The organism is Vibrio sp. SCSIO 43155 (assembly GCF_023716605.1).
GTDB lineage: Bacteria > Pseudomonadota > Gammaproteobacteria > Enterobacterales > Vibrionaceae > Vibrio > Vibrio harveyi.
On record NZ_CP071853.1, the window covers coordinates 1,996,348 to 2,021,373 of the forward strand.

23 protein-coding genes are annotated in these 25,026 nt (G+C 44.8%); 11 read left to right on the forward strand and 12 right to left on the reverse strand.

The window, feature by feature from the left end; translation table 11 throughout:
• Window positions 1–194 precede the first annotated feature (194 nt).
• The 3 genes from J4N44_RS25800 (at window position 195) to J4N44_RS25810 (ending at window position 4,009) form a co-directional block, all read left to right on the forward strand.
• Window positions 195–1,316 (forward strand): polysaccharide export protein, encoded by a 1,122-nt coding sequence (locus J4N44_RS25800; RefSeq protein WP_252045432.1) that lies wholly within the window; start codon window positions 195–197, stop codon window positions 1,314–1,316.
• A gap of 71 nt (window positions 1,317–1,387) precedes the next feature.
• Complete coding sequence (locus J4N44_RS25805) at window positions 1,388–1,828, forward strand: arsenate reductase/protein-tyrosine-phosphatase family protein (RefSeq protein WP_005447459.1); 441 nt, start codon at window positions 1,388–1,390, stop codon at window positions 1,826–1,828.
• 30 nt (window positions 1,829–1,858) lie between these two features.
• On the forward strand, window positions 1,859–4,009 hold the full coding sequence (locus J4N44_RS25810) for a polysaccharide biosynthesis tyrosine autokinase (RefSeq protein WP_009698013.1): 2,151 nt from the start codon (window positions 1,859–1,861) through the stop codon (window positions 4,007–4,009).
• Window positions 4,010–4,122: 113 nt separating this feature from the next.
• Here J4N44_RS25810 and J4N44_RS25815 read toward each other — a convergent pair whose 3' ends face one another.
• Together J4N44_RS25815 and J4N44_RS25820 are read right to left on the reverse strand one after the other, a co-directional pair.
• On the reverse strand, window positions 4,123–4,494 hold the full coding sequence (locus J4N44_RS25815; protein WP_005447457.1) for a hypothetical protein: 372 nt from the start codon (window positions 4,492–4,494) through the stop codon (window positions 4,123–4,125).
• Between the two features lie 4 nt (window positions 4,495–4,498).
• Window positions 4,499–4,807: a monooxygenase gene (locus tag J4N44_RS25820; RefSeq protein ID WP_038898260.1), complete on the reverse strand. Its 309-nt coding sequence runs from the start codon at window positions 4,805–4,807 to the stop codon at window positions 4,499–4,501.
• 109 nt (window positions 4,808–4,916) lie between these two features.
• Between J4N44_RS25820 and J4N44_RS25825 the strand changes: the two genes are divergently transcribed.
• A complete protein-coding gene (locus tag J4N44_RS25825) occupies window positions 4,917–5,810 on the forward strand; it encodes a LysR family transcriptional regulator (RefSeq protein WP_050902677.1) in 894 nt (297 codons plus the stop codon).
• Window positions 5,811–6,136: 326 nt separating this feature from the next.
• Window positions 6,137–7,408, forward strand: a complete 1,272-nt coding sequence (locus J4N44_RS25830) for a DUF1835 domain-containing protein (protein ID WP_239968633.1) — start codon at window positions 6,137–6,139, stop codon at window positions 7,406–7,408.
• 42 nt (window positions 7,409–7,450) lie between these two features.
• Here J4N44_RS25830 and J4N44_RS25835 read toward each other — a convergent pair whose 3' ends face one another.
• On the reverse strand, window positions 7,451–8,047 hold the full coding sequence (locus J4N44_RS25835) for a TetR/AcrR family transcriptional regulator (protein WP_029788340.1): 597 nt from the start codon (window positions 8,045–8,047) through the stop codon (window positions 7,451–7,453).
• Window positions 8,048–8,331: 284 nt separating this feature from the next.
• On the opposite strand from J4N44_RS25835, the gene J4N44_RS25840 reads away from it, so the two are divergent.
• The 4 genes from J4N44_RS25840 (at window position 8,332) to J4N44_RS25855 (ending at window position 13,007) form a co-directional block, all read left to right on the forward strand.
• Window positions 8,332–9,171 (forward strand): hypothetical protein, encoded by an 840-nt coding sequence (locus tag J4N44_RS25840; RefSeq protein WP_005447451.1) that lies wholly within the window; start codon window positions 8,332–8,334, stop codon window positions 9,169–9,171.
• Between the two features lie 12 nt (window positions 9,172–9,183).
• A complete protein-coding gene (locus J4N44_RS25845; RefSeq protein WP_252045433.1) occupies window positions 9,184–10,308 on the forward strand; it encodes a BamA/TamA family outer membrane protein in 1,125 nt (374 codons plus the stop codon).
• Between the two features lie 9 nt (window positions 10,309–10,317).
• Window positions 10,318–11,382 carry a DUF4056 domain-containing protein gene (locus J4N44_RS25850; RefSeq protein ID WP_050924046.1) on the forward strand — a complete coding sequence of 355 codons (1,065 nt, stop codon included), beginning with the start codon at window positions 10,318–10,320 and terminating at the stop codon, window positions 11,380–11,382.
• A 320-nt stretch (window positions 11,383–11,702) separates the two neighbouring features.
• On the forward strand, window positions 11,703–13,007 hold the full coding sequence (locus J4N44_RS25855; RefSeq protein WP_005437888.1) for a dicarboxylate/amino acid:cation symporter: 1,305 nt from the start codon (window positions 11,703–11,705) through the stop codon (window positions 13,005–13,007).
• Window positions 13,008–13,085: 78 nt separating this feature from the next.
• Here the strand turns inward: J4N44_RS25855 and J4N44_RS25860 are convergent, their stop codons facing one another.
• The 6 genes from J4N44_RS25860 to J4N44_RS25885 form a co-directional block, all read right to left on the reverse strand.
• Window positions 13,086–14,210 carry a lipase family protein gene (locus J4N44_RS25860; protein ID WP_199451472.1) on the reverse strand — a complete coding sequence of 375 codons (1,125 nt, stop codon included), beginning with the start codon at window positions 14,208–14,210 and terminating at the stop codon, window positions 13,086–13,088.
• A 3-nt stretch (window positions 14,211–14,213) separates the two neighbouring features.
• The gene (locus J4N44_RS25865) at window positions 14,214–14,729 is read right to left on the reverse strand and encodes a DUF6795 domain-containing protein (protein WP_252045434.1); all 516 of its coding nucleotides are present in this window, start codon (window positions 14,727–14,729) and stop codon (window positions 14,214–14,216) included.
• 251 nt (window positions 14,730–14,980) lie between these two features.
• Window positions 14,981–15,355: a YkvA family protein gene (locus J4N44_RS25870; RefSeq protein ID WP_009698021.1), complete on the reverse strand. Its 375-nt coding sequence runs from the start codon at window positions 15,353–15,355 to the stop codon at window positions 14,981–14,983.
• 205 nt (window positions 15,356–15,560) lie between these two features.
• Window positions 15,561–16,685, reverse strand: coding sequence for a M20 family metallopeptidase (locus J4N44_RS25875; protein ID WP_252045435.1), 1,125 nt, complete (start codon window positions 16,683–16,685; stop codon window positions 15,561–15,563).
• 9 nt (window positions 16,686–16,694) lie between these two features.
• Window positions 16,695–17,162: a YjiG family protein gene (locus J4N44_RS25880; RefSeq protein ID WP_005374849.1), complete on the reverse strand. Its 468-nt coding sequence runs from the start codon at window positions 17,160–17,162 to the stop codon at window positions 16,695–16,697.
• Entirely contained in the window at window positions 17,162–17,902 is a 741-nt protein-coding gene (locus J4N44_RS25885; protein WP_005437881.1) for a nucleoside recognition domain-containing protein, read from the reverse strand. The genes J4N44_RS25880 and J4N44_RS25885 overlap by 1 nt, the downstream gene beginning before the upstream one ends.
• 422 nt (window positions 17,903–18,324) lie before the next feature.
• Here J4N44_RS25885 and J4N44_RS25890 point away from each other — a divergent pair, with 422 nt between their 5' ends.
• Window positions 18,325–18,648: a hypothetical protein gene (locus tag J4N44_RS25890; protein ID WP_009703347.1), complete on the forward strand. Its 324-nt coding sequence runs from the start codon at window positions 18,325–18,327 to the stop codon at window positions 18,646–18,648.
• A gap of 90 nt (window positions 18,649–18,738) precedes the next feature.
• Window positions 18,739–19,455 (forward strand): DsbA family protein, encoded by a 717-nt coding sequence (locus J4N44_RS25895; RefSeq protein ID WP_252045437.1) that lies wholly within the window; start codon window positions 18,739–18,741, stop codon window positions 19,453–19,455.
• Between the two features lie 112 nt (window positions 19,456–19,567).
• Here the strand turns inward: J4N44_RS25895 and J4N44_RS25900 are convergent, their stop codons facing one another.
• The 3 genes from J4N44_RS25900 to glgB all read right to left on the reverse strand — a co-directional run bounded on the left by J4N44_RS25900 (window position 19,568) and on the right by glgB (window position 24,903).
• Complete coding sequence (locus J4N44_RS25900; RefSeq protein ID WP_050908560.1) at window positions 19,568–21,628, reverse strand: alpha-amylase; 2,061 nt, start codon at window positions 21,626–21,628, stop codon at window positions 19,568–19,570.
• Between the two features lie 191 nt (window positions 21,629–21,819).
• Window positions 21,820–22,497, reverse strand: a complete 678-nt coding sequence (gene mtgA / locus J4N44_RS25905) for a monofunctional biosynthetic peptidoglycan transglycosylase (protein ID WP_005447428.1) — start codon at window positions 22,495–22,497, stop codon at window positions 21,820–21,822.
• A 177-nt stretch (window positions 22,498–22,674) separates the two neighbouring features.
• Window positions 22,675–24,903 carry a 1,4-alpha-glucan branching protein GlgB gene (gene glgB, locus J4N44_RS25910; RefSeq protein WP_252045438.1) on the reverse strand — a complete coding sequence of 743 codons (2,229 nt, stop codon included), beginning with the start codon at window positions 24,901–24,903 and terminating at the stop codon, window positions 22,675–22,677.
• Window positions 24,904–25,026: the final 123 nt, after the last annotated feature.

Here is a 25,026-nt window from a genome sequence, read left to right on the forward strand (position 1 = left end):
TCAATTTATCGTCTATTGCCCCTCCTCAAAAAATTCTTTAGAGTGCGCTCGCCAGATGCAACCCGTTTCTTATTGAGTATTTTATAAATTAAAACAAATAATACTGCCCAATAAAATTGTGACGTGTTGTTGTTTAGGCAAAAAACAATGTTGTTCTTAGCAACTCGCTCTTTACGTCAGATGAATGAAAAAGCATGAATTTCAACTATACAAAGCTAGGCAGTTTACTCCTTTCCTCTGTACTTCTCGCTGGATGTACAGTACCGGGCAGTCACTTATCCACGAGTGGAAAGCACATCGTTGAAGACAACAGCGCCAATACGGCGGCAGATTTTAACGTCTTTCCACTGACTCTTGATGAAGTCTCGCAGCTAAAAAGCTCAGATGTAGAGACCAAAGCGAACCCAACACTTGACCATCAACTCGCGGCTTACGAGTATGAAGTCGGTCCTGGCGATATTCTGAATATCACTATTTGGGATCACCCTGAACTTACCATTCCAGCAGGCTCTTACCGTAGCTCTGAAGAAGCGGGTAACTGGGTGCATGCTGATGGCACCATCTTCTATCCATACATCGGTATTGTTGAGGTTGCGGGTAAAAATGTTCGCCAAATTCGTACCATTATTGCTAACAAGTTGGCGAAGTACATTGAGAGTCCACAAGTGGATGTGAGTGTTGCGGCATTTCGTTCCAAGAAATCTTACATCACTGGCGAAGTTAACAAGCCAGGGCAGCAACCTATCACTAATATCCCACTTACGCTTCTTGATGCAGTTAACCGCGCTGGCGGTCTAGCAGAGGATGCGGATTGGCGTAACGTCACACTGACACGCCAAGGCAAAGTCGAAAACATTTCTCTCTATGCGCTAATGCAAGAGGGTGACCTTACTGAAAACCGATTACTTCAACCTGGCGACATCGTACATGTGCCAAGAAATGACACTCAAAAAGTGTTTGTTATGGGTGAAGTTAACGATCCTAAGCTACTGAAAATGGATCGCGCAGGCATGAGCTTGACCGAGGCTCTAAGCAATGTTGGTGGTATCAACCAACTTTCTGCGGATGCAACTGGCGTTTTTGTCATCAGAAAATCTCAAGACAATCAAGTATTAGGCGACATTTACCAACTTGATGTCTCTGACGCAGCGGCGTTAGTGATTGGTACTGAATTTGATTTGGAACCTTACGACATTGTGTATGTTACTGCTGCACCAGTCAGTCGTTGGAACCGCGTTATTGCACAGCTAGTACCAACGATTTCAGGCTTCAATGAGCTTTCAGAAGGTGTTCTACGCGTTAGAAACTGGCCGTAGTTCAGACGTTCTTGAAAGGGCTTATGTGAAGAGGTAAGCCCTTTCCAATAGTTATTGATAAGGAACAAACCATGTTTTCAAACATTCTTGTCGTATGCGTAGGTAACATTTGTCGCTCTCCGACTGGGGAACGAGTGCTTCAACAACTTCTTCCGAATAAAACCATTTCTTCAGCCGGTATTGCCGTTGAGAAAAGTCGACTGACTGGGAAACCAGCGGATGAGACAGCAACGCTCATTGCCTCGGAAAAAGGGTTTTCTCTTGAGAATCACCAAGCGCAACAACTTACTGCGCAGCTTTGTGCGAAACAAGATCTTATCTTGGTAATGGAACAAGGTCATATCGATGCATTAACTGAGATCGTTCCAGAAGCAAGAGGCAAGACCATGCTGTTTGGGCATTGGATGAATTCTGTCGACATTCCAGATCCATACAGACAAAGCAGAGAAGCATTTGATCATGCGTTTTCTCTGATTGAGCAATCCGCTCAGGCTTGGGCAAAAAAACTATAACTTCAGATTACTTGGCGAAATAAAAAAACAATGGCTAACCAAACTATAAGTTCATCTGCACCAACCGATGATGAAATCGATCTCGGTAAACTGTTTGGCATATTGATAGATGCGAAATGGTTCATCATTGGCATTACGCTTCTCTTTGCAACAATCGGTATTGCCGTGGCATTGCTATCGACACCTATCTACAAAGCTGATGCTCTGATTCAGATCGAACAGAAAAGCTCTGGTGGTATTTCGGCGATGGTCGGCGATATGGGCGAGCTTTTTGCTGCAGAATCGTCAGCAACGACTGAGATTGAGATCATCAAATCACGTATGATCCTTGGTGATACGGTCGATAAATTTAACCTAACGACGATTGCCACTCCGGACTATCTTCCTTTTATCGGTAAAGGTCTTGCTCGCATCAATGGCACTCAAGATTACATCTCAGTTTCAACTTTCGAGATGCCACGTACCGCGCAAGGTTACAAGCATCAGCTTGTGGTAACAGATGCAGAGAAAGGCAGTTTTGATCTGATGATTGAAGATCAAATTGTGCTTTCTGGCGTTGTTGGTCAAACGATTGAAATGAATGGCTACCGCATCAAAGTACGTGAACTGGTTGCGCAAAACGAAGACAGTTTTTCAATCGGAAAAATTAGCAAGCTTGACGCGATCAACCGATTGGCTTCACAACTGTCTATTTCAGAACGTGGCGCGAAAACAGGTATTGTGTCACTGAGTATTGAAGGCGAATACCCTGAACGTAACCAGCAAATTTTGAATGACGTTGTGCAAAACTACTTCCTACAGAATGTAAGAAGAAACTCAGCGGAAGCGGAACAGAGCCTAAACTTTCTAAAAGATCACCTACCGGAAATCAAAGAGAAACTGACAGGGTCTGAAGACGTACTGAATCGTTTTAGACAAGAAAACGAATCGATCGACTTAAACCTTGAAGCACAATCAACACTCAAAGTGATGGTCGCTCTTGAAGCGCAGCTGAACGAACTGACATTCAAAGAAAGTGAAATCAGCCAAAAGTTCACGCAGGATCACCCAGCATATAAATCACTATTGGATAAACGTCAGACGTTACTGCAAGAAAAAGCTCGTTTGAACCGACAAGTTCAGAAGCTGCCAAAAACGCAGCGTGAAGTCCTACGTATGACTCGTGACGTTGAAGTTAACCAACAGATCTACATTCAGCTTCTAAACAAAGTTCAAGAGTTGAACATTATTAAAGCTGGTACCGTTGGTAACGTACGCATTATCGATAGTGCACAGTCTTACGCTATTCCAGTGAAGCCTAAGAAGCCTCTTATCGTTGTTCTAGCAACATTATTAGGCGGTATGGTTGCCGTTGCTTTTGTTCTGGTTAAAACCGCTTTCCACCGCGGCGTCACTTCTCCAGACGAGATTGAACAAACGGGTATTTCTGTTTACGCAAGTGTTCCTAAGTCAGTACAACAATTAGAAGTTGCGAGCAAACTTAAGCGCAAGAGCAACAAAGACCTGCTTCTATTGGCAGAAGAAAACCCTGCGGATCTTTCGATTGAAGCACTACGTGGACTTCGCACTAGCCTTCATTTTGCGATGATGGAAGCGAAAAACAACGTACTGATGATCTCTGGTCCAGCGCCTTCAATTGGTAAGACATTTGTATCGACAAACTTTGCGGCAGTAGCTGCGAAGACAGGTCAAAAAGTGTTGTTGGTCGATGCGGACATGCGTAAAGGTTACTTGCAACAATGTTTTGGTCTGACGGCTGATAACGGTCTTTCTGATTTCTTAAGCGGTAAGATTAGTCAAGATATGGTGATCAAGCCGACTAAAGTTGAGAACTTAGATGTAATTACTCGTGGTCAAGTACCACCAAACCCTTCTGAGCTTTTGATGCACCCACGATTTGTTGAGTTTGTAGAAAAAGCATCACAAGAGTATGACCTAGTGATCATCGATACACCGCCAGTATTGGCAGTGACTGACCCTAGTATCGTTGGTGCGATTGCAGGAACCACTCTGATGGTAGCTCGCTTTGACCAAACGACATCGAAAGAGCTTGAAGTCGCTCGCAGTCGATTTGAACAATCGGGTGTAGAAGTCAAAGGCGTCATTCTTAACGCAATTGAGAAGAAAGCGGCGAGTTCATACGGCTACGGTTATTACAACTACGCCTATAAGAGTGAGTAATGTCGCTACACCCAAGTGACTTAAGCATACTTGGGGAAAACCATAAATAGAAACACAAAGCCCCGCAATTATCGCGGGGCTTTTTAATAATGATCTAATTAAGATAAGCTCTATTATTGCTTCTTCAATTGAAGAAAAGTGAGCACACTCAATAGCAAGAAGAAGGCGGGATCACTCCAACCAAAGCCAACAAAAACCCCCGTGATGCCAGCATAAGTAGTGATCGCTACGCCCAAGACATTCGTGACCAACAAAGCTTTAAACAGTTGTTTCGCCGTATTGCCAGATTCAACATCACGCAACATCAAACTTACCGCAGCAATCCCACCTAAAAAGATTGACGTATGCTGGGACAAAAACAGTGCGTACTGGTCATTGATTTGTACACCATACATCGGCCACATCATGGTCGGAACAAAAAATAACGCAAAAGCAAATACCGTATAAATCGTGCCATGAACGGTTAGAAAGGTGCGGTTAGTCATAATATTACTCTCCGATTGGACCTTGATTGATGGTACTTAGTGGCGCGTTGATATCAAATATCTGCCCTCTTACTTGTTCAACCCCCATCTGTTTCAGACGAGCAGTGTGCATTTCGAGATAAGCTTGCGCCGTGGCTTCATCTTCAAAAAGATAGATGCCACCACCAAGTTTATCTGTCTCACTTTCCGTCCAAATTTTCCAAATCATACCCGGTTCTTGGTTAATTGATTTAGCTAAATCGATCAGAGCATTCGACATCTCTTCACCAAACGGACCATGAAATTCAAAATCAACTTGCAATAGTTTCGCCATCTTGAGTCTCCTCTTCTTATTGACTCGCTTTTGATGGGAAGATTATTACCTTTATAAAACTGACAAAAAAGTTCATAATTTTGCCATTAACTGTGGAAAAAACTGACTAATGAGACTCAAAACAACCTTAGAGCAATGGCAAACACTACAAGCAATTGAACAGGCGGGGAGCATTCAGTCAGCCGCAGTGATGCTCAATAAAAGCCATACCACGCTTATCTATTCGGTGAAAAAGCTCGAAGACCAATTAGGTATCAAGCTGATAGAAGTAAAAGGTCGTAAGGCCGGATTAACCGAACACGGTCAGACGATATTGCGCCGTGCACAATCAATGCTTGAACAGGCTCGTGAACTTGAAATGATCAGTGAGCAGCTAAATAGTGGTGTAGAATCACAGATAACGGTAGCGATCGATCACTTGTGCGACCCAAGTTGGCTCTATACTCCACTTAGTGAATTTCTCACACATAACAACACGACTTCCGTTCAAGTTGTAGAGACCTCTCTGAGTAAAACCACAGACATGGTGATCAATGAACTTGCGGATATTGCCATCATCAACCTTCCGATCACCAACTACCCTGCTGAAGCGTTCGGCACTACCACTATGGTCCCTGTGATCGCAGCTCGACATCCACTAGCAAAAAAGGAACATATTTCATTGGCGGACTTTGCAACCACCAGCCAAATTGTGGTTCGAGACTTAGGGGAATCAAACAAAGAGAAGCGAGACGTAGGCTGGTTACGCGCGCGTCAAAGAATCACGGTAGATAATTTTGACCACGCATTTAGAGCGGTTGAGCAAGGTGTCGGCTTCTGCCGCCTCCCAAAACATCTCGTTGAGTACCGTCAAAACGACCACATCAAAGAGATAGATCTTGAACATTCGAACCAATATCAAGTCGCTCTACATCTTACCTTGCCGAAAGGGGCGAAAAGTGGACCCGCCGCCCTTGCCCTCTATAAAACACTACTTGATAGTGCCAAAGTGCGAGTTGGATAGAGCGACACAAAACAAGCTCAACAGGCGCAATTCTTAAGCCTTCATCATGGATGCTTTCTCTTCTCCAACTTACTCCTCGCTTAAGTTCTAGAACTGTTTTATGTGAAGTTAAGTGCAGTTTTGCTTCTTTATATTATTCAAAGTTGCGATACCTGTTTCGATTACATACCATTGAAGCAGCTCAAGCCTAAAGCACCCAACACTCGCGGAAAGGACTCGGTTCACGGCACCTCAACCACCCTGCTTTTGTTAGCAGGAACAATCTGTTTTTACCTTCTTTTTAACTTCTAATAAAGCGAGTGTGGAAGAGATAAGAAAGGTGAAAAATGCGATCTTACAATAGCTTCTCCATTAACCTTAACCAGCAAAAGTCTGTAGCAAAAAAACGCTTAAAGGCGATCCGCCAAAAAGACACCATTGCACTCAAACAGGTTAAACAGTTTCACTCTCAACCAGAAACGCTTACTCCTGACTCTATCCAGCTGTCAGACGTTCAACACGCTCTAGCTAGAGAGCTTGGCTTACCCAGTTGGAGCAAGTTAAAAGCACATATAGAGGAATTAGAAAGGCACAAGCACGCTATTGACCACCAAGCAAACCCGCTTGATGCAGATTTAAAAACACTCCATGTCCGCTGTGGGCACGATATTCAGCAACTATTAAAGACTTGCGGGTTTGAAGGTGATTTCTTACCTATGATTGATCCACTGTGCATCGGCCCTATTCCCAATGATAAAAAAGGCTTTGTCGCCATTCGAGCACAATACGTCGTAGGCACATTGCTACCCGTGATGGGTCGCAAAGATTCGGTTCAAAATGTAGCGCAGTTTGAGCAAAACAATATCCATACTCTACTTAACCATCAATATGAACGTATTGTTTTTTGGGTTGAACACGATGCCTATGATCAATTCATGCTACTTCGAGGACTTTCCTTGTTAGAGAACAGGGTAGGTAAAGTGATAGAGATCATCGAATTCAACCAGTTTCCAGGAACAGAACGGTTTATTGGCTTTGGGCAACTCCCTGCCGAAGCTATTCGCTCATGTTGGCAACACCGAAAGCCGGTTACAGCGAAGCTTTTCAGTCAAGCCAAAAGCTGCTGGCAAGCGTTGCGGGCTCAAACACCGCAGCCGCTCCTTAACTTGCTAGAACAACATGAATTAGATTGCTTACCGAATATCAAAGCAGTGATGAAACGACACCTTCAAGAACTGCCTAACTCGGAGTCAGGATTGAGCTTCACCCAATATTTGGCGTTGCAAGTATTGGGCGAGCAAAGCACAGCCATCACCGTTAAAGATTGGTTTCAAAGAAGTCAGCAAAGAGAGCCCCTTCCCACTCTCGGTGACGTAATGTTTTATGCATTGCTACTACCACTCGCACGAGCGGAAAAACCACTGTTTGCTGTGGATTCATTTGATAAAAATTGGTGGGAACAACAAGTCAGTATTAATGCTCGTGGCAAAGCTTGTTTGAGTGGGAAAGACTTTTTCATTCAAGACTATTGGGTCGGAGGGCTCCATAACCGAGAACAAGACTATTGGACGTGGGATCACACCTCTCTATCAACACTGCGTCATGTCGTGATGAGTTAAGCATTTGAGGCAATAAGCAATAAGCAATAAGCAATAAGCAAACTAACGTCGGTAGCCATCTAAAAACAGCGTAAGAATATCCTCAACGACTTTCTTGCGCTGCTCAATACTCGGCACCGCTTGATTAGCAACCAATTGTGGCCACAAACAGTTTCCTTTCAATAAGCACATTAGCATGCAACTCATCATGACTGGGTCAAGCGCTTTGACCTTGTTATCCGCAATGGCTTCTTTAAACCAGTTTTCCAGCAATGCATCTTGGCGTTGAAGTTGGTGTAAGTAGTTCTCTGCCAATTCTGGTGTGCGCATAAACTCACTGATCACCATCTTGGCGAGCGGCAAACCAAAGTCTTCATACATAGAGTCCAACTTGGCATGCAGATAGGTTCTAAGTTGTGTTTCGATATCGCTCTCTGGTGAGTAATTGAGTTGCAATCGTGCACGCTGAGTTTCGAGCACGCTTTGTATCGACTCGATAAACAACACATCTTTACTTTCAAAATGGCGATATAAGGTACGCTTCGATGCCCCAGCTCGCTCACACACTCTATCCATATTTGCGCCACTAAATCCGTGCTCAATAAACTCCTGTTGAGCCGCTTCAATCAGCGCAATGCGTTTTTTTTCCGAAAGTTTCATCGTTCTAGATTCACCAACCTCATGTAAGTGGCTGCAGAGTATAGCGCGCAAGAATCTAAAGTACACTTTAAAGTTTACTTTTTAAATTTTAAGAGTAAGATGCGCTCGCCGAAGTTAAGAAGCCTCTCTAAAAACACATAAAAGCCGCGGATCTTAACTCTCGTTTTGGTGCTTTTTCCTTATGAGAAAGCAGTGATTTTTCCGTGACGATAATTGAATCTCATAAGCTAAAAGTAACCTATCTTCCGCTTACATTGAGATCGCCACGATTTATGAAGTGACTTATGAAATTACCTTCTTTGCTTGTTGCTGCATCTTGCTTGTTTACCGGAGTCGCGAATGCGGATTCCATTTCTCTTCCTATTTGGAAAGAGAAAGCAGAGGCGCTTGGCTACAATTTGCCAAAACCTTTCGGTTTAAACCTCAGCTATATGAGTATGGAACAAGGCATCAATGTCGACTCTATCGCTTTAAAAGGCTTGGGCGGGATTGAAAAACTAGTCGATATGCAAGCAGAGCCAGGTAAACAAGCCACCGATGTAATGACATTGCGTGCTGATGTCTGGCTATTTCCTTTCTTAAACGTTTATGGCTTGATCGGCACGCTCGACGGCTATTCAGAAACGGATGTAAACGTCAAAGTTAAGTTGCCGTTTGTGAAACCACAACGTATTGAGAACTTTCGTCTAGACCTTGACGGTTACACCAAAGGTCTTGGCTTTGTACTTGCCGGCGGCTACGACCAATGGTTCGCACTGGTCGATGCAAGTTACACTCAAACCAATTTAACCGTTATTGACGGTTCAATTGATGCGCTTGTTGTATCTCCTCGTGTTGGTTACGACTTCCATCAAAATGGCGTGCCAATTCGATTTTGGGTTGGTGCTATGTATCAAGATGTCGAGCAAGAACTCTCTGGTTCACTCAAAGATCTTGGACTACCACAATCTTTAGGTGGCGTAATCCCATCAGGCGCGCGTTTTGAAGTAAAACAGCGTTTAGAATCTGAATGGAACACCATCGCAGGCATGCAATACCAAATTAATGAAGATTGGTACCTTTTGGGTGAAGCCGGTTTTGGAGATCGTCAAAGCATCTTCTTCTCTTTAGACCGTCGTTTCTAGGGTAACGAGAAGATGAAAACCTCTTATAGTCTTGCGCTCACCGCGCTGCTTAGTTCGTCATCTGCTTTTGCTATGCAGCAAGACGAAAGTAGCTTAATGGATGACATCCTGACCAAGCTTGGTTCAAGTGAGACCGTGGATGAATCTAAGTTAATCGACTGGGGCGTATTACCAGGTCCTTTTGTTAACCCAGAACAAGGGTTTGGTATTGGCGTTGCCGCAGTGGGGTTGTACACGCCTTATGACTGGCAAAAAGGCGATCCTTACTCGACCGTCACCGTTACTTCTTATGGTTCAACCTCAGGTTCTTACGGCTTGGGGTTAAACAATCGCACCTATTTAAAAAATGACAAAGTCCGTCTTTTAGGTGAGGCATGGATAAGCCATACCCCCGGTTACTATTGGGGTATTGGCAGCCAAGCCGCAGAAAACGAGAACAATAAAGTGCAGTATGAAGGGCAACGCTTACAGTTGAGCCCAAAAATCGCCGTTGAAGTCGCGCCAAATACTTACGCCAAACTTGGCTGGCAATGGCAGTCATTCAGTAAGGTCGACGGTGTCGATGGCGATATTCTCCCTTCAGAAGTTGCCGATGCCACCAGCAGTGGTGTCTTAATTGGAATGGAATACGATACGCGTGATTTCGAACCGAACCCAATGCGTGGACAGTTTCTCGATATTGAATGGATAGCGAACCGAGATTCACTCGGTAGTGATGAAGACTACGACAACCTCGTTGCTAACTATCGTGTTTACCAACAATGGTCTGACACTACGATTATCGCAATGGAGGTATATTCACAATCGATTTTCGGTGACGCTCCTTGGTTTGATTACGCCCAGCTAGGTGATGACCAGCGTATGCGTGGCTATTACCAAGGGCAATATCGCGATAAACACCAGCTTTCTACACAAGTAGAGATTCGCCATACCATTGCAGGTCGTCATGGTGTGGTTGGGTGGCTAGGTGCCGGTAATATCGCACCGACTTATCACGACCTCTTTAAAAGTAGCTGGTTACCTACTGTCGGGGTTGGTTATCGATTTGCCTTTAAGGCACGTATTAACGTGCGCGTCGATTTGGGCGTCGGCAAAGACAGCACTGGTTTTTATTTCCAAATTAATGAAGCATTCTAGGAGTAGGGTTTGAAGAAAACAGCACTATTACTACTGAGCCTTTGTAGTGGACTCGTCCACGCGCAAGAACTGAAAGCACCGGTTGGCGTAAGACCGTGCTGTGCATTTGGTGTCGATCTCAAAGCGCAACTAGGAAGCGTGCCTGTTCCATTCTTTTCTCTTGAGAATGTCTTATCCAGCAACGAAGTGGGTACTCACCACTATAACGATGGCAGTGAGTCTGTCTCTGGTAGCCTGCTAGGTCTGAATGAAGAAGCTAACGGCATTATCTTTACCGAACTAGGCGGGTTTATTGATACTGCCCACGTCCGTGATACAGCAGATTACACCTATTATTTATTCACCCTAAATCAACATTATCTCGGTCGCGCAGCGCATCTGGACTTGCCTGAAGAACTTCGTGTTCGTCGTATTCGTTGGTATGAACAAAAAGAGAAGCTTAGCGAAGAAGAGAAGCTAGATCGCAGTGCTCAAGCAGCAGCGCTAACCGCGTTTCGACTGGCTCAATGGCATGAAATAGCTCAGTGGTTCGGTATGGTGTCCGTTAGCGGATTTAAAGAGCTAGCATCTGCCTTTTCATCCGAAGACCTCTACTCCAACATGCTCGGCGCAAAATTAGCCAAGCAAGTATTACTGGACAACCCCGAGCTCGATCAAAAAGGCTTTTCTAGAGCCATGGACAGCGCTTTCAAACAAGCTTTAAAGGATTTAAAAGCTCAATCGAAAGAGATAACGAAACAGAAAATCCAGCAACTCGATGGTGATTGGTGGGATAGCTCGCGACGCTTACCTGATAAATGGGTAGTTCGATTCCGAGATTACCATATGGCACTGAACTTAACGCCCAACTACTCTGGTGCAAACCATGAGCTTTCGTTATCCGCGACCTTTGCCGATCAACAACCAATTGACCAGTGGATGAGCGTAGAGTTTAGAGCAAGCGACAATGAAAAAGCCTTCTCAGCACTGCCTAAGTCTCTGACCTCAAAATCAATTTGGACACCTAAAGATTATCAACAGATTTCAGATTTTGCTCGTACCATCGATAACCAAACCCGCCCTCCATTGAAATAACACCGCAATAAACAACTGAATAAAAGATGCCTAGTTATGCACTTGGCATCTTGCCCTCTACTTGTATGCAAACAGTTTTCTACCAATCAAGAATGTAAGAATTCATTTCTATCGGTTGTAAATTCGATAAATTTGTTAATTAACAAACTTTTCAACCAGCCTTTTGGTTGCCATTTAGTTAATATTCTATTTTTTAAAGTGACTAACTTCACATCTATCGACCATTCAGAGGATTATTCTTTCGTATTTTCACACTCCGCTGCTAATCTGCACGCCGCCTTGAAGTGAACTCAAGGTGCATAACTATAAGGAGTGTTCTCATGAATACCAAGAAACCGATGTCGCTCACCAGCCGCGTAATTTTGGGTATGGTAGCGGGTATCTTGACAGGATTTGCAATTCGCACACTTTTTGCCGACAACGGATTTGTCGACGCGTACATTGTTAATGGATTATTCGAAGTTGGTGGACAGATCTTCGTTGCCAGCTTAAAAATGCTTGTTGTACCGCTAGTATTTGTTTCGCTAGTTTGTGGTACCAGCTCTCTAAAAGACCTATCTACATTGGGTCGCATGGGTGGTAAAACCCTTGCTTTCTACGTAGCAACAACCGCTATCGCAATCACACTTGCTCTAACCATGGGTACGCTATTCCAGCCGGGTGCTGGTGCAGACCTAACCGCAGCAAGTTCATTCAAATCAGCAGAAGCGCCATCTTTGGGTCAGGTGATCATTGATATGTTCCCGACTAACCCAATCAGCGCAATGGCAGAAGGTAAAACCCTGCAAGTTATCGTGTTCGCCGTCCTATTCGGTATCGCGATCAGTGCAGCAGGTAAGCCAGGCGAGCGTATCGCAGCATTCTTCTCTGATCTGAATGAAGTAATCATGAAATTGGTTGCGATTCTGATGAACCTTGCGCCTTACGGTGTGTTCTTCCTAATGGCGAAGCTGTTTACAGGTCTTGGTCTAAGCGCAATCTTCAACCTTGCTGAATACTTCGTTGTACTAGCAGGTACGCTATTGCTGCACGGCCTTGTGACTTACAGTCTGATGCTAAAAGGCTTCACTGGTCTAAACCCAATTACGTTCCTACGTAAGATGGAAGACGCAATCATGTTTGCTTTCTCTACAGCATCATCAAACGCGACCATTCCAGTGACAATGGAAACGGCTAAGCACCGTATGGGGGTTGAGAACCGCGTATCATCGTTCACAGTACCTCTAGGTGCAACCGTGAACATGGACGGCACGGCGATCATGCAAGGTGTGGCGACAGCGTTCATCGCGCAGGCATTCAACATCGACCTAACTATGGGTGACTACCTAATGGTTATCATGACGGCAACATTGGCGTCTATCGGTACCGCAGGTGTTCCTGGTGTTGGTCTAGTAATGCTAGCAATGGTATTGAACCAAGTAGGTCTGCCACTAGAGGGCATTGCACTTATCATGGGTGTTGACCGTCTACTTGATATGATTCGTACCGCAGTTAACATCACCGGTGACAGCGCAGTGACTATCATTGTTGCTAAATCGGAAGGCGCACTGGATGAAACTCGCTTCAACGATCCAAAAGCTGGGGTCGCAGAAGAAGAAGTGCATCTGAAACGCGCGGAAGCTTAACCCCTTCCAAACTAAATTATCCTGTCTAAATGAAAGCCCCGATGGAAACATCGGGGCTTTTGTTTTATTTGAGGAAGTTCAAGCTGCAACTTTAAGTGCGCTTCTGGCTAATGAATCAAGTTTATTTATCAGCCTCGTAAAAGACCACTTGATCACTGAGTAAGTTATAATGGAAAGATTAACAGCGGGGTTGCCAGACATTATGTTTATATGACCTAATATACCTTTAACACGTGAGGCATAGTTGTCTTTGAGACTAGATAATTTCTCTAATGTTCTTGCTAATACATCCCACATAGTTAATGCCGAGGAAAATCCTCCCTGCAAGATATGAGCAAATCCGGAATCTCTCAATAGAGTTAGTATTGCAGAAAATACTCTTTCAATCCAAGTCGTATTGAGAGTCGCTTCTTTTCTCCTCTCATAACTTAAGTTAACACGTTTGTTCAAAAAATCCGTTGAGCGTTGTTGTAGCTTTTCCCATTCTTCATGACTCGCTGTATTTATATATCCAGGGGTCCCTCGCTTCGGTAAAGTATGTGTAAAAAAGTAAACTCCTGAGCTTCCATCTAGTCGATACTCAGTACCTGAGTGAGTAAATGGCCACAACGGAATCATTGTCACTGGATCTGCACCATGTGTACATCTATAAGATTTATCAACGTTCCTCAGAGCATAAGACTTGAGTCCAACCCTTGGGGCACCAAACGTATATAAATGAACGCAATACTTGTATTTCGCTTTAATCCAGTCAGCCGTAAGAGAAGCAATAGCTCCACCTAAACTATGCCCTACACAGTGCACGACTTTAGGAGCTTGTCTTCCTGAAAAAAAGTTAGTGAGTTGAGGTCTGAGACTGTTGAATAGATTAACAAAACCAGCATGTGCGGGCTGACCATTAGAAGATCCCTTCAAGCCAATATTACCATCAGCAAGCTTATCGCCTATATTGTCTTCAGTTCCTCTAAATGAAAGTACCAAATGATCGGAAAACTCACCTTTACCATACCCTATAACCATAAAGTCAGAAGTCATGCTACCAAGTCCAAGGAAACCTCCCGTTACTCCTTGAAAAACATCCCGGCGAGTATTAAATGAAAATGACCTAGCGATGTAAGGTTGTACTCTTTTGTTATCTTTGCCATAAGCTAAATATGGTATTTCAGCTATTCTTGATGCTAATCGTGGTGATAAAGACTTCATTACTTATTCCTCATATATTCCAGAATCAACATATCCAAACAATCGACACTGACTATATACATAAGTATCGTCATCACCATTTTCGGAATAAGAGAAAGCAAAGTAGTAAAGTTCATTATTCACTTCACAATTTAAATCATTCATATTTTTTCTAGCAAAGTCATCAATCTCGTAACCATCAATAGATGACTCCCAAATAGTTATTTCTTCACCAGATTTCAAATATGTCTTCAGGAACACCAGTACATATTTTTGATCTAAAAAACTAGAACTAGTAGGTTTAGTTTCTTGAACAGATTGAAATGAAAACCGACCTTGGTCATCAGTTCGTGCGATAAATTCTTGTATATCTCCTCGAACTCCAACTCTTAAAATGACTTCCTGATCATTCATCGGAGTACCACTTTGCGTCAACACACCATGAATCTCTGGAGTGTACTGGTACACTTCTTTCCCAACCAAGCTACTGCTCCCTAAAAATAATAGAATTGATAAACTCAAAGATTGAATTAACTTCATAATGTCATACAGAATTAATTTACGTTGACATTAAACTTTTGAGAGAAAGCATTCGATAGGAAGCTCACTAGAATGCGACCAACTCTTACTGAAAGGGAAACTGTTAGAATTAATATTTACACTCAAGCAGGTTTAAAGATAGGACTATTTTGTTTGAATATCGCCATCGGCAATTACACAGCATAGTTCAGGCTGTTCGAAATCATATTATTTAGCTTTGGAGCGATACAGATTATATGAAGAATTGACGCCTACTCCGTCATCGAACTCAGCTTTTCTCTCGCTTGCTCTTCATGCTCATCGGTGATGGCATTGCCGACCGAGTTCGCCGCTAGGGTAAGTGCAGCCATGTCATCGGTAAAGCCGACACCTGCTAGTACGTCTGGTACCATATCTGTTGGCAGGACGAAGTAAGCCAGCGCACCACCTAAAATAGCCTTGTGGCGAACAGAGGTATTGGAATCTGCCATCGCAAGCCATGATTTGATGCCCATAACAGCAATCTCTTCGCCTGCTTTCTTGACGGAATTTTTCATTTTACGCCAGAAGGTTTTCTCATCTGGTGCTTGCATCGTTTGGTCTAAGACGTCATCGGACGCCGAATTTACAGACATGCTTGTGGTCATCGTGCCTCCTAAACTTATGACTGTGGCATAGATATTAAGACGATGAACCTGAACGTAGGATTAATAGCGAGTAATGATAATGAAGAAAGGAAGCCAATTGGCTAGATAAAAAAATCCCCAAACCGAAGTCCGGGGATTATTGCCTTGGAAACTAAAAGTTTTGAAACCAAAAGCTTTGGGAACCAAGCTTTAGAAGCAGAATGCCTTATTGAGCAATCTTCTCCAGTACACGCATCAGCATTTTGATACGTGGTTCGATAGACTCAAGTAACAAGTACTCTTGATCGCTGTGGAAGCCCGCGCCGATAGGTCCGAGACCATCCAAAGTTGGAACGCCAAGAATCGCCGTGTTGTTTGCATCAGAGCCGCCACCCACTTCTTTCCAGTTGATGTCGATAACCAGTTCACTTGCCGCTTCTTCAACTAATGTCATTAAGCTTTCTGTTTGGGGGCTTGGCACCATAGAAGGCTTATATGCTTCACGAACCAACTCAATGCTCACGCCATCAACGAATGGTGTTTCCAGCATGCCATTTAGCTTGCTATCGACATCATCGTAGTCTTCGTTGCTCCAGAAACGCACATCCACGATCGCTTCAGCGTGCTCAGGGACGATGTTCGCACCGTTACCACCAGAGACAATACCGACGTTCAACGTGGTACCAGATTCAAAGTTGGTCATTGCATTGACAGCCAAAATCCAATTCGCCATCTCAGTGATTGCGCTGCGACCGTTTTCTGGCTCGTTACCTGCGTGAGCAGCAACGCCATTAAAGGTCATTTTGTAGCGAGCCATGCCTTTGCGCGCTTTGACTAAACCACCGTCTGCACGTGCTGCTTCTGCAACCAGTACATTCTTAGCGTTTTTCGCAACTGATTGAATCCAATCCACAGAATCCAGAGAGCCTGTCTCTTCATCTGGGTTCATGCAGATAGCGATAGATAACTTATCCAACACCGCTTGGTCTAGATTGCGCATCGCGTACACGATGTTCAGCAAACCAGATTTCATGTCCGAGACGCCAGGACCATAGGCTTTCTCTGCATCTTGAGACATTGGACGAAGCTCAGCGGTACCCACAGGGAACACGGTATCCATATGACCAATCAGCATCACGTCGATTTGCTCAGCTTCCGGCTTGTTTCGAACTTCAAGACCGATGCCCGCTCTGCCACAGTCGATGCGTTTTACGCTCCAACCTGACATCGCTTGGTACTTCTCTTCAAATTGAGAAGCGATAAACTCGATACCATCAGTAGTGTAAGTGCCACAATCCACATTGATTAGCGGACGTAGCTCTTCTAGATATTCATTTAGAGAGAATTGCATGACTCACTCCTAGACAAACAGATTCATCACTAGCATTGCGCCAAATGCGTTCAATACTGAGATTGCAATCATAACTGGGATGTAACGACCTTCAGTACCAATTGGACCCATGATACGACCCATGTACTGAACTTGAGAGCCCATAAGGTAGATAGCAGGCGCAAGAATCGCAATGTGCGTGCCGTTCAGGATGCCTTGGTCAAATAACGTAATCACTACACCAACCGCGCCGCCCATCGACATCCAAGCCCCGATCAATACCGCTGCTGCTTCACCCGGAAGACCAAACACTGCCATGATTGGAGAAAACACAGTGCCCATCAGATCCAGCGCACCAGTGATTTGCAGCGCTTTGATGATAACGAAAGCCATCAATACGTTAGGCACCGTAGAGGTAGTCGCAATCACCCAACCTTTCTTAGCACCTTCGACGAAGATATCCGTCACCATTGGTTTTTTCGCTTTAACGTCACCCATTATGCCGTCTCCTCTTTTAGGTTCTCTGATTTGTTTTGGTCTTGCTTGTCTTCTTTACCTTCCGTCATGTTTAGGTAGATACGGAACAGATTCGCACCAATGATCTTAAACGCGAACATCACCACAACCGCCAAACCAATAGAAGAAGTTACTGCTAGAGAGCCGTCAGCCATCGTCAACGTGAACAATACCGCACCCGATGAGAAGAAGTTCACGATGGTTGCACCCGCAGTGAACTGGAACATGGTAAATACGTCCGTTTCACGCTTAGTTAGGTGACCTTCATCTTTTAGTTGACGCGTCATAGCCGCACCTGCATCGGTACTTTGTAGAGAAGCAATCAGAGCCAGACCAGAGTTACCAGGGATGCCCATTAGAGGACGTAGAAGAGGAGTAAGAAGCTTGCGAGCGGCTTCAAGTGCACCGTAGTGCTCAAGTACGTTGATCATACCTAACGCGAACATAACGGTTGGAATCAAAGTAAGCGCAAAAATGAAACCGTCACGAGCACCGCTACCACCAGTACCACGGAAAGATGTGGTCGCAGCTTGTACCGCGCCATCTGCACCTTCCGTCACGCCGTAAGCGACTTTACCGAAAGAACCATTAAGCGTTGTAAAGTCGAATACACCGTACCATTCGTTGGATTGCATCAGACCAGAAAAGAACACAACCGCAAACGCGAGTGCAATGTAGCACCCGATCGTCACCTTGCGTTCAGCATGAACAGGGCTTGTCATAAATTCACCTATATATGTGGAACAGAACGCATAGATGATCCCCTGAACGACGTGCTAGAGAGATGATCAAAATCAATCCATTTACCGAACAGTCATGCTGCTTAGTTATGAAGTTTTATTTTATGATTTGAATCACATTTAAAAGATAATAAATATTTATGACCAAGATAAGGTAGATTTATCTGAGAATCAGCAAGTTCAATCCATTAACAAAGCAAGTTAAAGTTTGGAACAAGTTTGCTATTAGCCACATTCTCGACGTGCTTCATGATTTGTTGCTTATTTAAGATTTCTTGACCGAAAACTAACAAATTTTCTGTGCAATTTAATTTAGGGTGGTGCGGTCATTACTTAGAGACTTACTCAGGGTTTGCCTTTTGCTTCGATCACAATCCAACATCGCTCGATGGACACTCGCCCTTGTGGCTTGGGTTGTCGTGATCTGTTTAAGTAAAAATGCAGGTATCTTTCAATCTTGTCCTCTCATTGGCGATCAAGTGACGACTGAGCATGCCACTGGGCAACAGCAAAAAAGCGAAAAAGGACTGACTAAGCAGTGTGAATTGTCTGAAAAACTGATTCAGGTTTCACAAAACCATCTCGACAGCTTCATTGTCCCCTTATTCCTATTTGCGTTTGTCTTGCTGTCTATCAGTGGCAGCGAGCGCAATGCTTTCCGCCATCATACTGAACCGATACCCGACAAATATCGGGTGCACCTCAAGCTATGTGTGTTTAGAGAATAAAACCCGATTGCTATTCACCCCCAAATCAATTGTTTTATTTTTAATCACTTCGCACAAGAAACGCGAAGAAAAAGAGTTTTAGGAAAAATCATGAAATTCACTCGCACACTATTAACTGTGGTTATCGCACTTGTTCCGCTATTTTCACACGCAGCAGAAAAAACGTCAGAAGAGAAGCTGCAAGAAATTACTCAACTGCTGAAAGAAAACCCGCAGATCCTCGATTCACTGCATCAAAACCTACAAGACTACGTCGCTTATCAAAAGACGTTTAGCGCAACTTTGGATGAAGCGCGCGCCTATCTTAACGATGGCAAGCACTCTTATTTCGGTGCAGAGAACCCAGAGCTGACGATCATCAACGTGACCGATTACAGCTGTCCTTTCTGTAAACGTCTTGAAGGTGAGCTAGTGAAGGTAGAGAAAGAATACCCGCAGGTAAAAGTGCTGAACATGACGGTATCGTTCAAAGAACAGTACGAAAAGAACGGTTACAACTCGGCAAGTTACGCATTGAACGTTTGGCAGAACCAACATGACAAGTACAAAGAAGTGCACGACTTGTTGGTGAAGAAGCCGGGTCCACATGATGCAAGTTCACTACAAAAAATCGCTAAGAAGACCGGCACAGAAGCACAGCTTGTCGACGACAAAGAGACCAAAGCATTGTTGGATAAAAACTACGAGTACTTCACTCGCTTAGGTCTACGAGGCACACCAGCGATCATCATTAATGACCAAGTCATTCCGGGTTATGTGCCTTTCGAAGAGCTTGAGAAAGTTATCGACCAAGAGCTAAAGAAATAACTATCGAAATCGATAGCTATTGAAATAGTAAGTAAACATCAAAAACAACAAAGCCCTTCCCTGAGAACTCAAGGAAGGGCTTTTTCTATCTAGGCTTAAAACGAAGTTCTAACTACTTGTCACGCCCCACAAACGCTACAACGACTTTGTCATTGCCAAGCGAGCGAGAGAACACGTACGCGCCTTCTTGTTCAATCACTTGATGCTGACCCGCACCAATCGCTGGATGCGCTTTACGGAACTGACCTAGAGTTTGCCAGTGTTTGAGCAGCGCTTGCTTCTCATCAGATAGCTTCCATACCATGTCAGAGCGTGTGCCTTGGTGGAAATCATCCGCGTAAGGACCAATGTTACGACCCACTTCGTCACCGTAGTAAACCTGAACAGCACCAGGACTTAGAAGCAGTGCATTCGCGGCGTTACGCTGCATGCCGTAGTCTTTGAAGCGAGAGAAGAACAGCTCGGTATCGTGAGAAGACATGTAGCTCACTGGGTTGAAGTCTTTCTCGTTGGCGATTGTGTCTGCGTAACTTTGGTAGGTGTCTGCCATTTGGCTGAAACACGCCGCGCCTTTATCTAATTTCTTCTGCATGTCGAAGTTAATCAACGCATCAAAGCCATCGTCAAAGTAAGGGCTGCGATAAGCGGTATGCCCCCATACTTCACCCATCATCCAAAATGGCAGACCCGATTTTCCGTTCTCTTTGCGCCACTGCTCTAGACTGCTTGATGCTTCTTCTTTCAAGCGCTTCCACACATCACCTTCAACGTGCTTCACCGTATCAACACGGTAACCATCAATACCAAAGCGTTTCACCCAATCAGTTTGCCACTCAATCAAGTAATCGGAAACGGTATAATTGTCACGCGCTTCTACACGCGTGCCGGGGTTATCCAATAGCCATTGCGCTGGCTTCACGGCTTTGTCTGATTCAGTGATAAAGTCAGGTAAACCCGCCAATGACATAGTGATATCGCTGCTGCCCGGAGCAGGGTAGCCCGGCAAACCGGTTCTTACCCAATCACCGCCCCACCATTTCGCCCAGTTTGGACTCTGGTAATCAATATTCTGGTGGTAGCTATGCCAATTTTCGCCCGCTTTTGGTTGCCAATCCCCCCACTTCTTCGGTAGGTCAGCGTTTGGCTTTAACACCTCAATACCGTCAAATTGCAAATCGGCTAACGTTGAGTAGCCAGTGTGGTTGATTACCGCGTCCATCAAGACTTTGAGACCACGCTTATGCGCCTCTTCCACCAGCACTTTAAGGTCATCTTCGTTACCAAAGTTCTCATCAATCTTGGTGAAATCACGCGTCCAGTAACCATGGTAAGCATAGAACGGGAATGAGCCGCTATCGCCGCCGCCCACAAAGCCGTGTACTTGCTCAACGATTGGCGATAACCAAATCGCATCTGTACCTAGGCTCTTGATGTAATCCAGTTTCTCGATCACGCCTTTTAGATCACCGCCGTGGAAGGTACCGATCTCTTCTTTGCCGTCTTTCTTGCGCCCATAGCTATTGTCATTGCTCGTATCGGCGTTGTTGAAACGGTCGACCATCACGAAGTAAATGTTGGCATTACGATAATCAAACGGCACTGCTTCTTTGGTTTTCTTCGCTGGCTCTAGTAGCACCAAACCGCCGGAGTCTTTGCTTGGCGTCAGCGATACTTGCTGATCTTTTACTTCAACCATTTGCCCAGTGTAAGCATCACGCAACTTGGTGCCATCTGGGAAACTGTCACCTAACGCGATGGTGACTTCGCCACCTTGGTAAACCTCACATTGCACTTGTGGGATTGGGCGTTTGAATTCTGTCTTGGCAGCTTTCTTAGGTTCACGCTTGAAGCGCAGTGTTTTCGCTTCCGCATCAAAAGCGAAAGAGTAATCGCCAGTAAAACGGATTTTTAACGGCAATTCCGTTGGCTTTCCACAATTCAGCGCGATCGGTTTGTTGAATTTAACTTTCTGACCATCGGGCGCAACGCAATCGCCTTCAACGCCAGTGATTTTAAGCGTATAGCCGTCTTTGGTTAATGGCACAACCAAAGGCTGCTCTGCACTTAAAGGAAAGTCACGGCTGTTGGTCGTGGTAGATATGGTGATGTTTGGCTCGGCGATGGCACTTGCCGATGCAAGCAATAAGGTAGTCGTAATCAGATTCAGTTTCATCGTTCAGTCCATTGGTTGCGCATAGACGCAGTATTCGTGTTGTAGTTTTATTCACACTAATAGTAAATGGATGAAAAACTGAGCACATCATTCTATAAGGCTACGCCCTAAAGCTTGTGACGCTTCACATTTTGCCTTTATCGGGGCGTAGTTCTATTTACGGACACAAGATAGTTAAGGAAAAGAGAAACTTATAACTCGACGTTGCCAAGATTGCGCATTTGGGTCAGAGCCCAATTGGTGCGATGTTGAGTGTAATTAGTGTGCGGATACACTTTGATCTTGTAAGGATTCGGCAGAACCACCGCTAACCTCGCCGCTTGCCATTGGGTCAGTTGGCTAGCCCGAATGCCGTAATAGTTTTGTGCTGCAGCTTCGATACCGTAAATACCGGGACCAAACTCCACGACATTCAAATACACTTCGAGGATGCGTTCTTTACTCCACATTGCCTCCATTAAAAGAGCAAAGTAGAGCTCGTACGCTTTGCGCACATAAGAGTGTGAAGGGAACAGAAATACGTTCTTTGCAGTTTGCTGAGTAATCGTACTTGCACCACGAGAAGGTCCGTTCTCGCCGGCTTGTGAGATAACAGAAAACAGTGAATCAAAATCCACCCCATAGTGATGAGGAAATTTCTGATCTTCCGTAGCCATCACCGCAAGTTGGATATTTTTTGAAATCTGAGACAGCGGTACCCACTCTTGCTGGCTACTCTCTGGATAGCCTTCTGGTGGCGAGATCATGCGGCTGATCTTCCATCCCCATAGAGGCGGATTCACGTATTTGACGAAGCCCACCAGCAAAACGGGAGTCAGTAACAAAACCAATGAAATTTTGAATAGAAACGACTTCAGTCTTTTCAGCATGCTTTATTTGCCTAGCCAGAGTAAGGAATACGCCACTTTTACACGTGTGGGTGTTCAAGTAAATGGGAGCGAAGGTTGCCTGATTCAAGGTAGAACAACAAGTTTACAAGGTCAAAAATTGGTTAAAAAAAGCCCAATTTACAATGTAAACCGGGCTTACTGTTTGATTAATGAAAGTTATTTCGTCAGTTTATAGAATACTGTCGATAGAGGTGGTAAACGCAGCTCAAGAGATTGAGGTAACGACTCGCTTTCTACTTCTTGCGTTTCGACGTTACTTAGTACCTCAAAATCGCTGCCGTCGTATTTCGCGTCGTCAGTATTCAACAAAAGTTCGTACTTGCCTTCCATCGGCACACCCAAACGGAAACGCTCATGAGGCACTGGTGTGAAGTTACTGATCACCAATACACGTTCGCCATCTTGGCTAATACGCTCGTGCGCAAGGATACTTGCTTCCGCTTCATCTTGCAGACGCCATTCAAAGCCAGCAGGCACACAATCTTGATCGTGCATCGCCGCTTCGTCACGGTACAAGTGGTTCAAGTCACGAATCAGTACTTGCACACCTTGGTGGCGACCAAACTCAAGTAAGAACCATTGTAACTGGTCATCGTGATTCCACTCCGCAGTTTGACCAAGCTCTGCCCCCATGAAGTTTAGCTTCTTACCCGGTTGACCATACATGTAACCGTAGTAAGCACGTAGGTTCGCCGTTTGTTGCCACTCATCACCTGGCATCTTGTTATGGATAGAACCTTTGCCGTACACCACTTCATCATGAGATAGCGACAGCACATAGTTCTCGCTGTGTGCGTAAACAAGCGGGAACGTGATGGTATTGTGGTGGTATTTGCGGTGAATAGGATCTTCTTGGATGTAAGAAAGACTGTCGTGCATCCAACCCATATTCCACTTAAAGCCAAAGCCTAAACCGCCCATAAATGTCGGTGCAGATACGCCCGGGAATGCCGTCGATTCTTCTGCAATGGTCATTGCATTCGGGAAGTGCTTGTACACTTCTTCGTTCATCCACTTCAACGTTGCGATCGCATCGTAGTTCTCGTTGCCGCCGTCCACATTTGGAATCCACTGATCGTGACTGCGTGAGTAGTCTAGGTAGAGCATCGACGCAACAGCGTCCACACGGATACCATCAATATGGAATTGCTCAAACCAGTACAGTGCGTTAGACACAAGGAAACGGCGCACATGCTCACGACCTAGATCGTAGATGTAAGAGTTCCAGTCTTGGTGCCAACCGCGGCGAGGATCTGGATCGTGGAACAGTGGTGTGCCATCAAAGTTCGCTAAACCATGATCATCCGATGGGAAGTGCGCAGGTACCCAATCCAGTATCACGCCCAAGCCAGCTTGGTGACAGGCATCAACAAAGAATTTGAAATCATCTGGAGAGCCGTAGCGACTCGTCGGCGCAAACAACCCTACAGGTTGGTAACCCCAAGAGCCAAAGAACGGGTGTTCTGAAACTGGCATCAGCTCAACGTGGGTGTAGCCCATATCCACAAGGTAAGGCACTAACTCAGCCGCGAGTTCACGGTAATTTAGGAAATCCCCATCTGCGTTACGCTTCCAAGAACCCGCATGCAGTTCGTAGAAAGATAAGGCTTCATCACGTTTCTGTGTGACGGGACGATTTTGCCATTTTGCATCTTGCCATTGGTAACGGTTGTGATCGTAAGTGATCGACGCGAATGATGGGTATTGTTCAGAGTAGAAGCCCCAAGGGTCTTGCTTATGAGGGAGCCCTTCCCCATTTGGACCTTTGAGTTCGAATTTGTATTGTACGCCCTCTTCCAAACCAGGAATAAACAAGCCCCAGATACCGTAGTCGAGACGTTGCATTGGATGGCGACGACCATCCCACTGGTTGAAGCTGCCCACTAAGCTGATGGCAGAAGCATGAGGGGCGTAAACAAGGAAGCGCACACCAGAGATATTTTCACCACCGCGTTCGATGGTCACAAACTGCGATCCCATGTAGCGGTACATGTCTTTTGGCGTGTGCAGGTGTTCGTATTCTTGATAAATGTTGTGGTACTGGTAAGGGTCGTCAATGAGCTGTTCCACGCCATCCCAATCCATAGCAAGTTGGTAGTGAGTTAGGTGCAGGTCATGCTTCTCTTTCAAGATGAAGCCGCTCTCGCCTTCGCGTTCTAACTCAACACGAGGTTCACCGCTGACAACCAATTCAACTTTGTCTGCACCCGGCATCCAAACTCGTAACGATCCTTCGCCATCATCGATGAATGGACCAAGTGACGCAAATGGGTCTGAGTAAGCCGCCTCAGCTAGTAATTCATAGGCGCGTTCGTATTTTTTCTTTACCTTGGTTTTCAAATCTTTCTCCCTAGCACCGATATTCTCCTTATGGTTTTTGAACATCGGATTTCCTCAGCCAAACGTTGTGAATTCACACAATTATAAAAAACCGCACTCTATCCAAGAGATGAATAAAATAGCGTCAAAAAACAAAAATGCCCGCTATTGTTGCGGGCATAATAACGG

Excerpts from the sequence above, each read along its gene's own strand:
- J4N44_RS25800 (WP_252045432.1), top strand. The coding sequence starts at position 195 with ATGAATTTCAACTATACAAAGCTAGGCAGTTTACTCCTTTCCTCTGTA.
- J4N44_RS25805 (WP_005447459.1), top strand. The coding sequence starts at position 1,388 with ATGTTTTCAAACATTCTTGTCGTATGCGTAGGTAACATTTGTCGCTCT.
- J4N44_RS25810 (WP_009698013.1), top strand. The coding sequence starts at position 1,859 with ATGGCTAACCAAACTATAAGTTCATCTGCACCAACCGATGATGAAATC.
- J4N44_RS25815 (WP_005447457.1), bottom strand. The coding sequence starts at position 4,494 with ATGACTAACCGCACCTTTCTAACCGTTCATGGCACGATTTATACGGTA.
- J4N44_RS25820 (WP_038898260.1), bottom strand. The coding sequence starts at position 4,807 with ATGGCGAAACTATTGCAAGTTGATTTTGAATTTCATGGTCCGTTTGGT.
- J4N44_RS25825 (WP_050902677.1), top strand. The coding sequence starts at position 4,917 with ATGAGACTCAAAACAACCTTAGAGCAATGGCAAACACTACAAGCAATT.
- J4N44_RS25830 (WP_239968633.1), top strand. The coding sequence starts at position 6,137 with ATGCGATCTTACAATAGCTTCTCCATTAACCTTAACCAGCAAAAGTCT.
- J4N44_RS25835 (WP_029788340.1), bottom strand. The coding sequence starts at position 8,047 with ATGAAACTTTCGGAAAAAAAACGCATTGCGCTGATTGAAGCGGCTCAA.
- J4N44_RS25840 (WP_005447451.1), top strand. The coding sequence starts at position 8,332 with ATGAAATTACCTTCTTTGCTTGTTGCTGCATCTTGCTTGTTTACCGGA.
- J4N44_RS25845 (WP_252045433.1), top strand. The coding sequence starts at position 9,184 with ATGAAAACCTCTTATAGTCTTGCGCTCACCGCGCTGCTTAGTTCGTCA.
- J4N44_RS25855 (WP_005437888.1), top strand. The coding sequence starts at position 11,703 with ATGAATACCAAGAAACCGATGTCGCTCACCAGCCGCGTAATTTTGGGT.
- J4N44_RS25860 (WP_199451472.1), bottom strand. The coding sequence starts at position 14,210 with ATGAAGTCTTTATCACCACGATTAGCATCAAGAATAGCTGAAATACCA.
- J4N44_RS25865 (WP_252045434.1), bottom strand. The coding sequence starts at position 14,729 with ATGAAGTTAATTCAATCTTTGAGTTTATCAATTCTATTATTTTTAGGG.
- J4N44_RS25870 (WP_009698021.1), bottom strand. The coding sequence starts at position 15,355 with ATGACCACAAGCATGTCTGTAAATTCGGCGTCCGATGACGTCTTAGAC.
- J4N44_RS25875 (WP_252045435.1), bottom strand. The coding sequence starts at position 16,685 with ATGCAATTCTCTCTAAATGAATATCTAGAAGAGCTACGTCCGCTAATC.
- J4N44_RS25880 (WP_005374849.1), bottom strand. The coding sequence starts at position 17,162 with ATGGGTGACGTTAAAGCGAAAAAACCAATGGTGACGGATATCTTCGTC.
- J4N44_RS25885 (WP_005437881.1), bottom strand. The coding sequence starts at position 17,902 with ATGACAAGCCCTGTTCATGCTGAACGCAAGGTGACGATCGGGTGCTAC.
- J4N44_RS25895 (WP_252045437.1), top strand. The coding sequence starts at position 18,739 with ATGAAATTCACTCGCACACTATTAACTGTGGTTATCGCACTTGTTCCG.
- J4N44_RS25900 (WP_050908560.1), bottom strand. The coding sequence starts at position 21,628 with ATGAAACTGAATCTGATTACGACTACCTTATTGCTTGCATCGGCAAGT.
- mtgA (WP_005447428.1), bottom strand. The coding sequence starts at position 22,497 with ATGCTGAAAAGACTGAAGTCGTTTCTATTCAAAATTTCATTGGTTTTG.
- glgB (WP_252045438.1), bottom strand. The coding sequence starts at position 24,903 with ATGTTCAAAAACCATAAGGAGAATATCGGTGCTAGGGAGAAAGATTTG.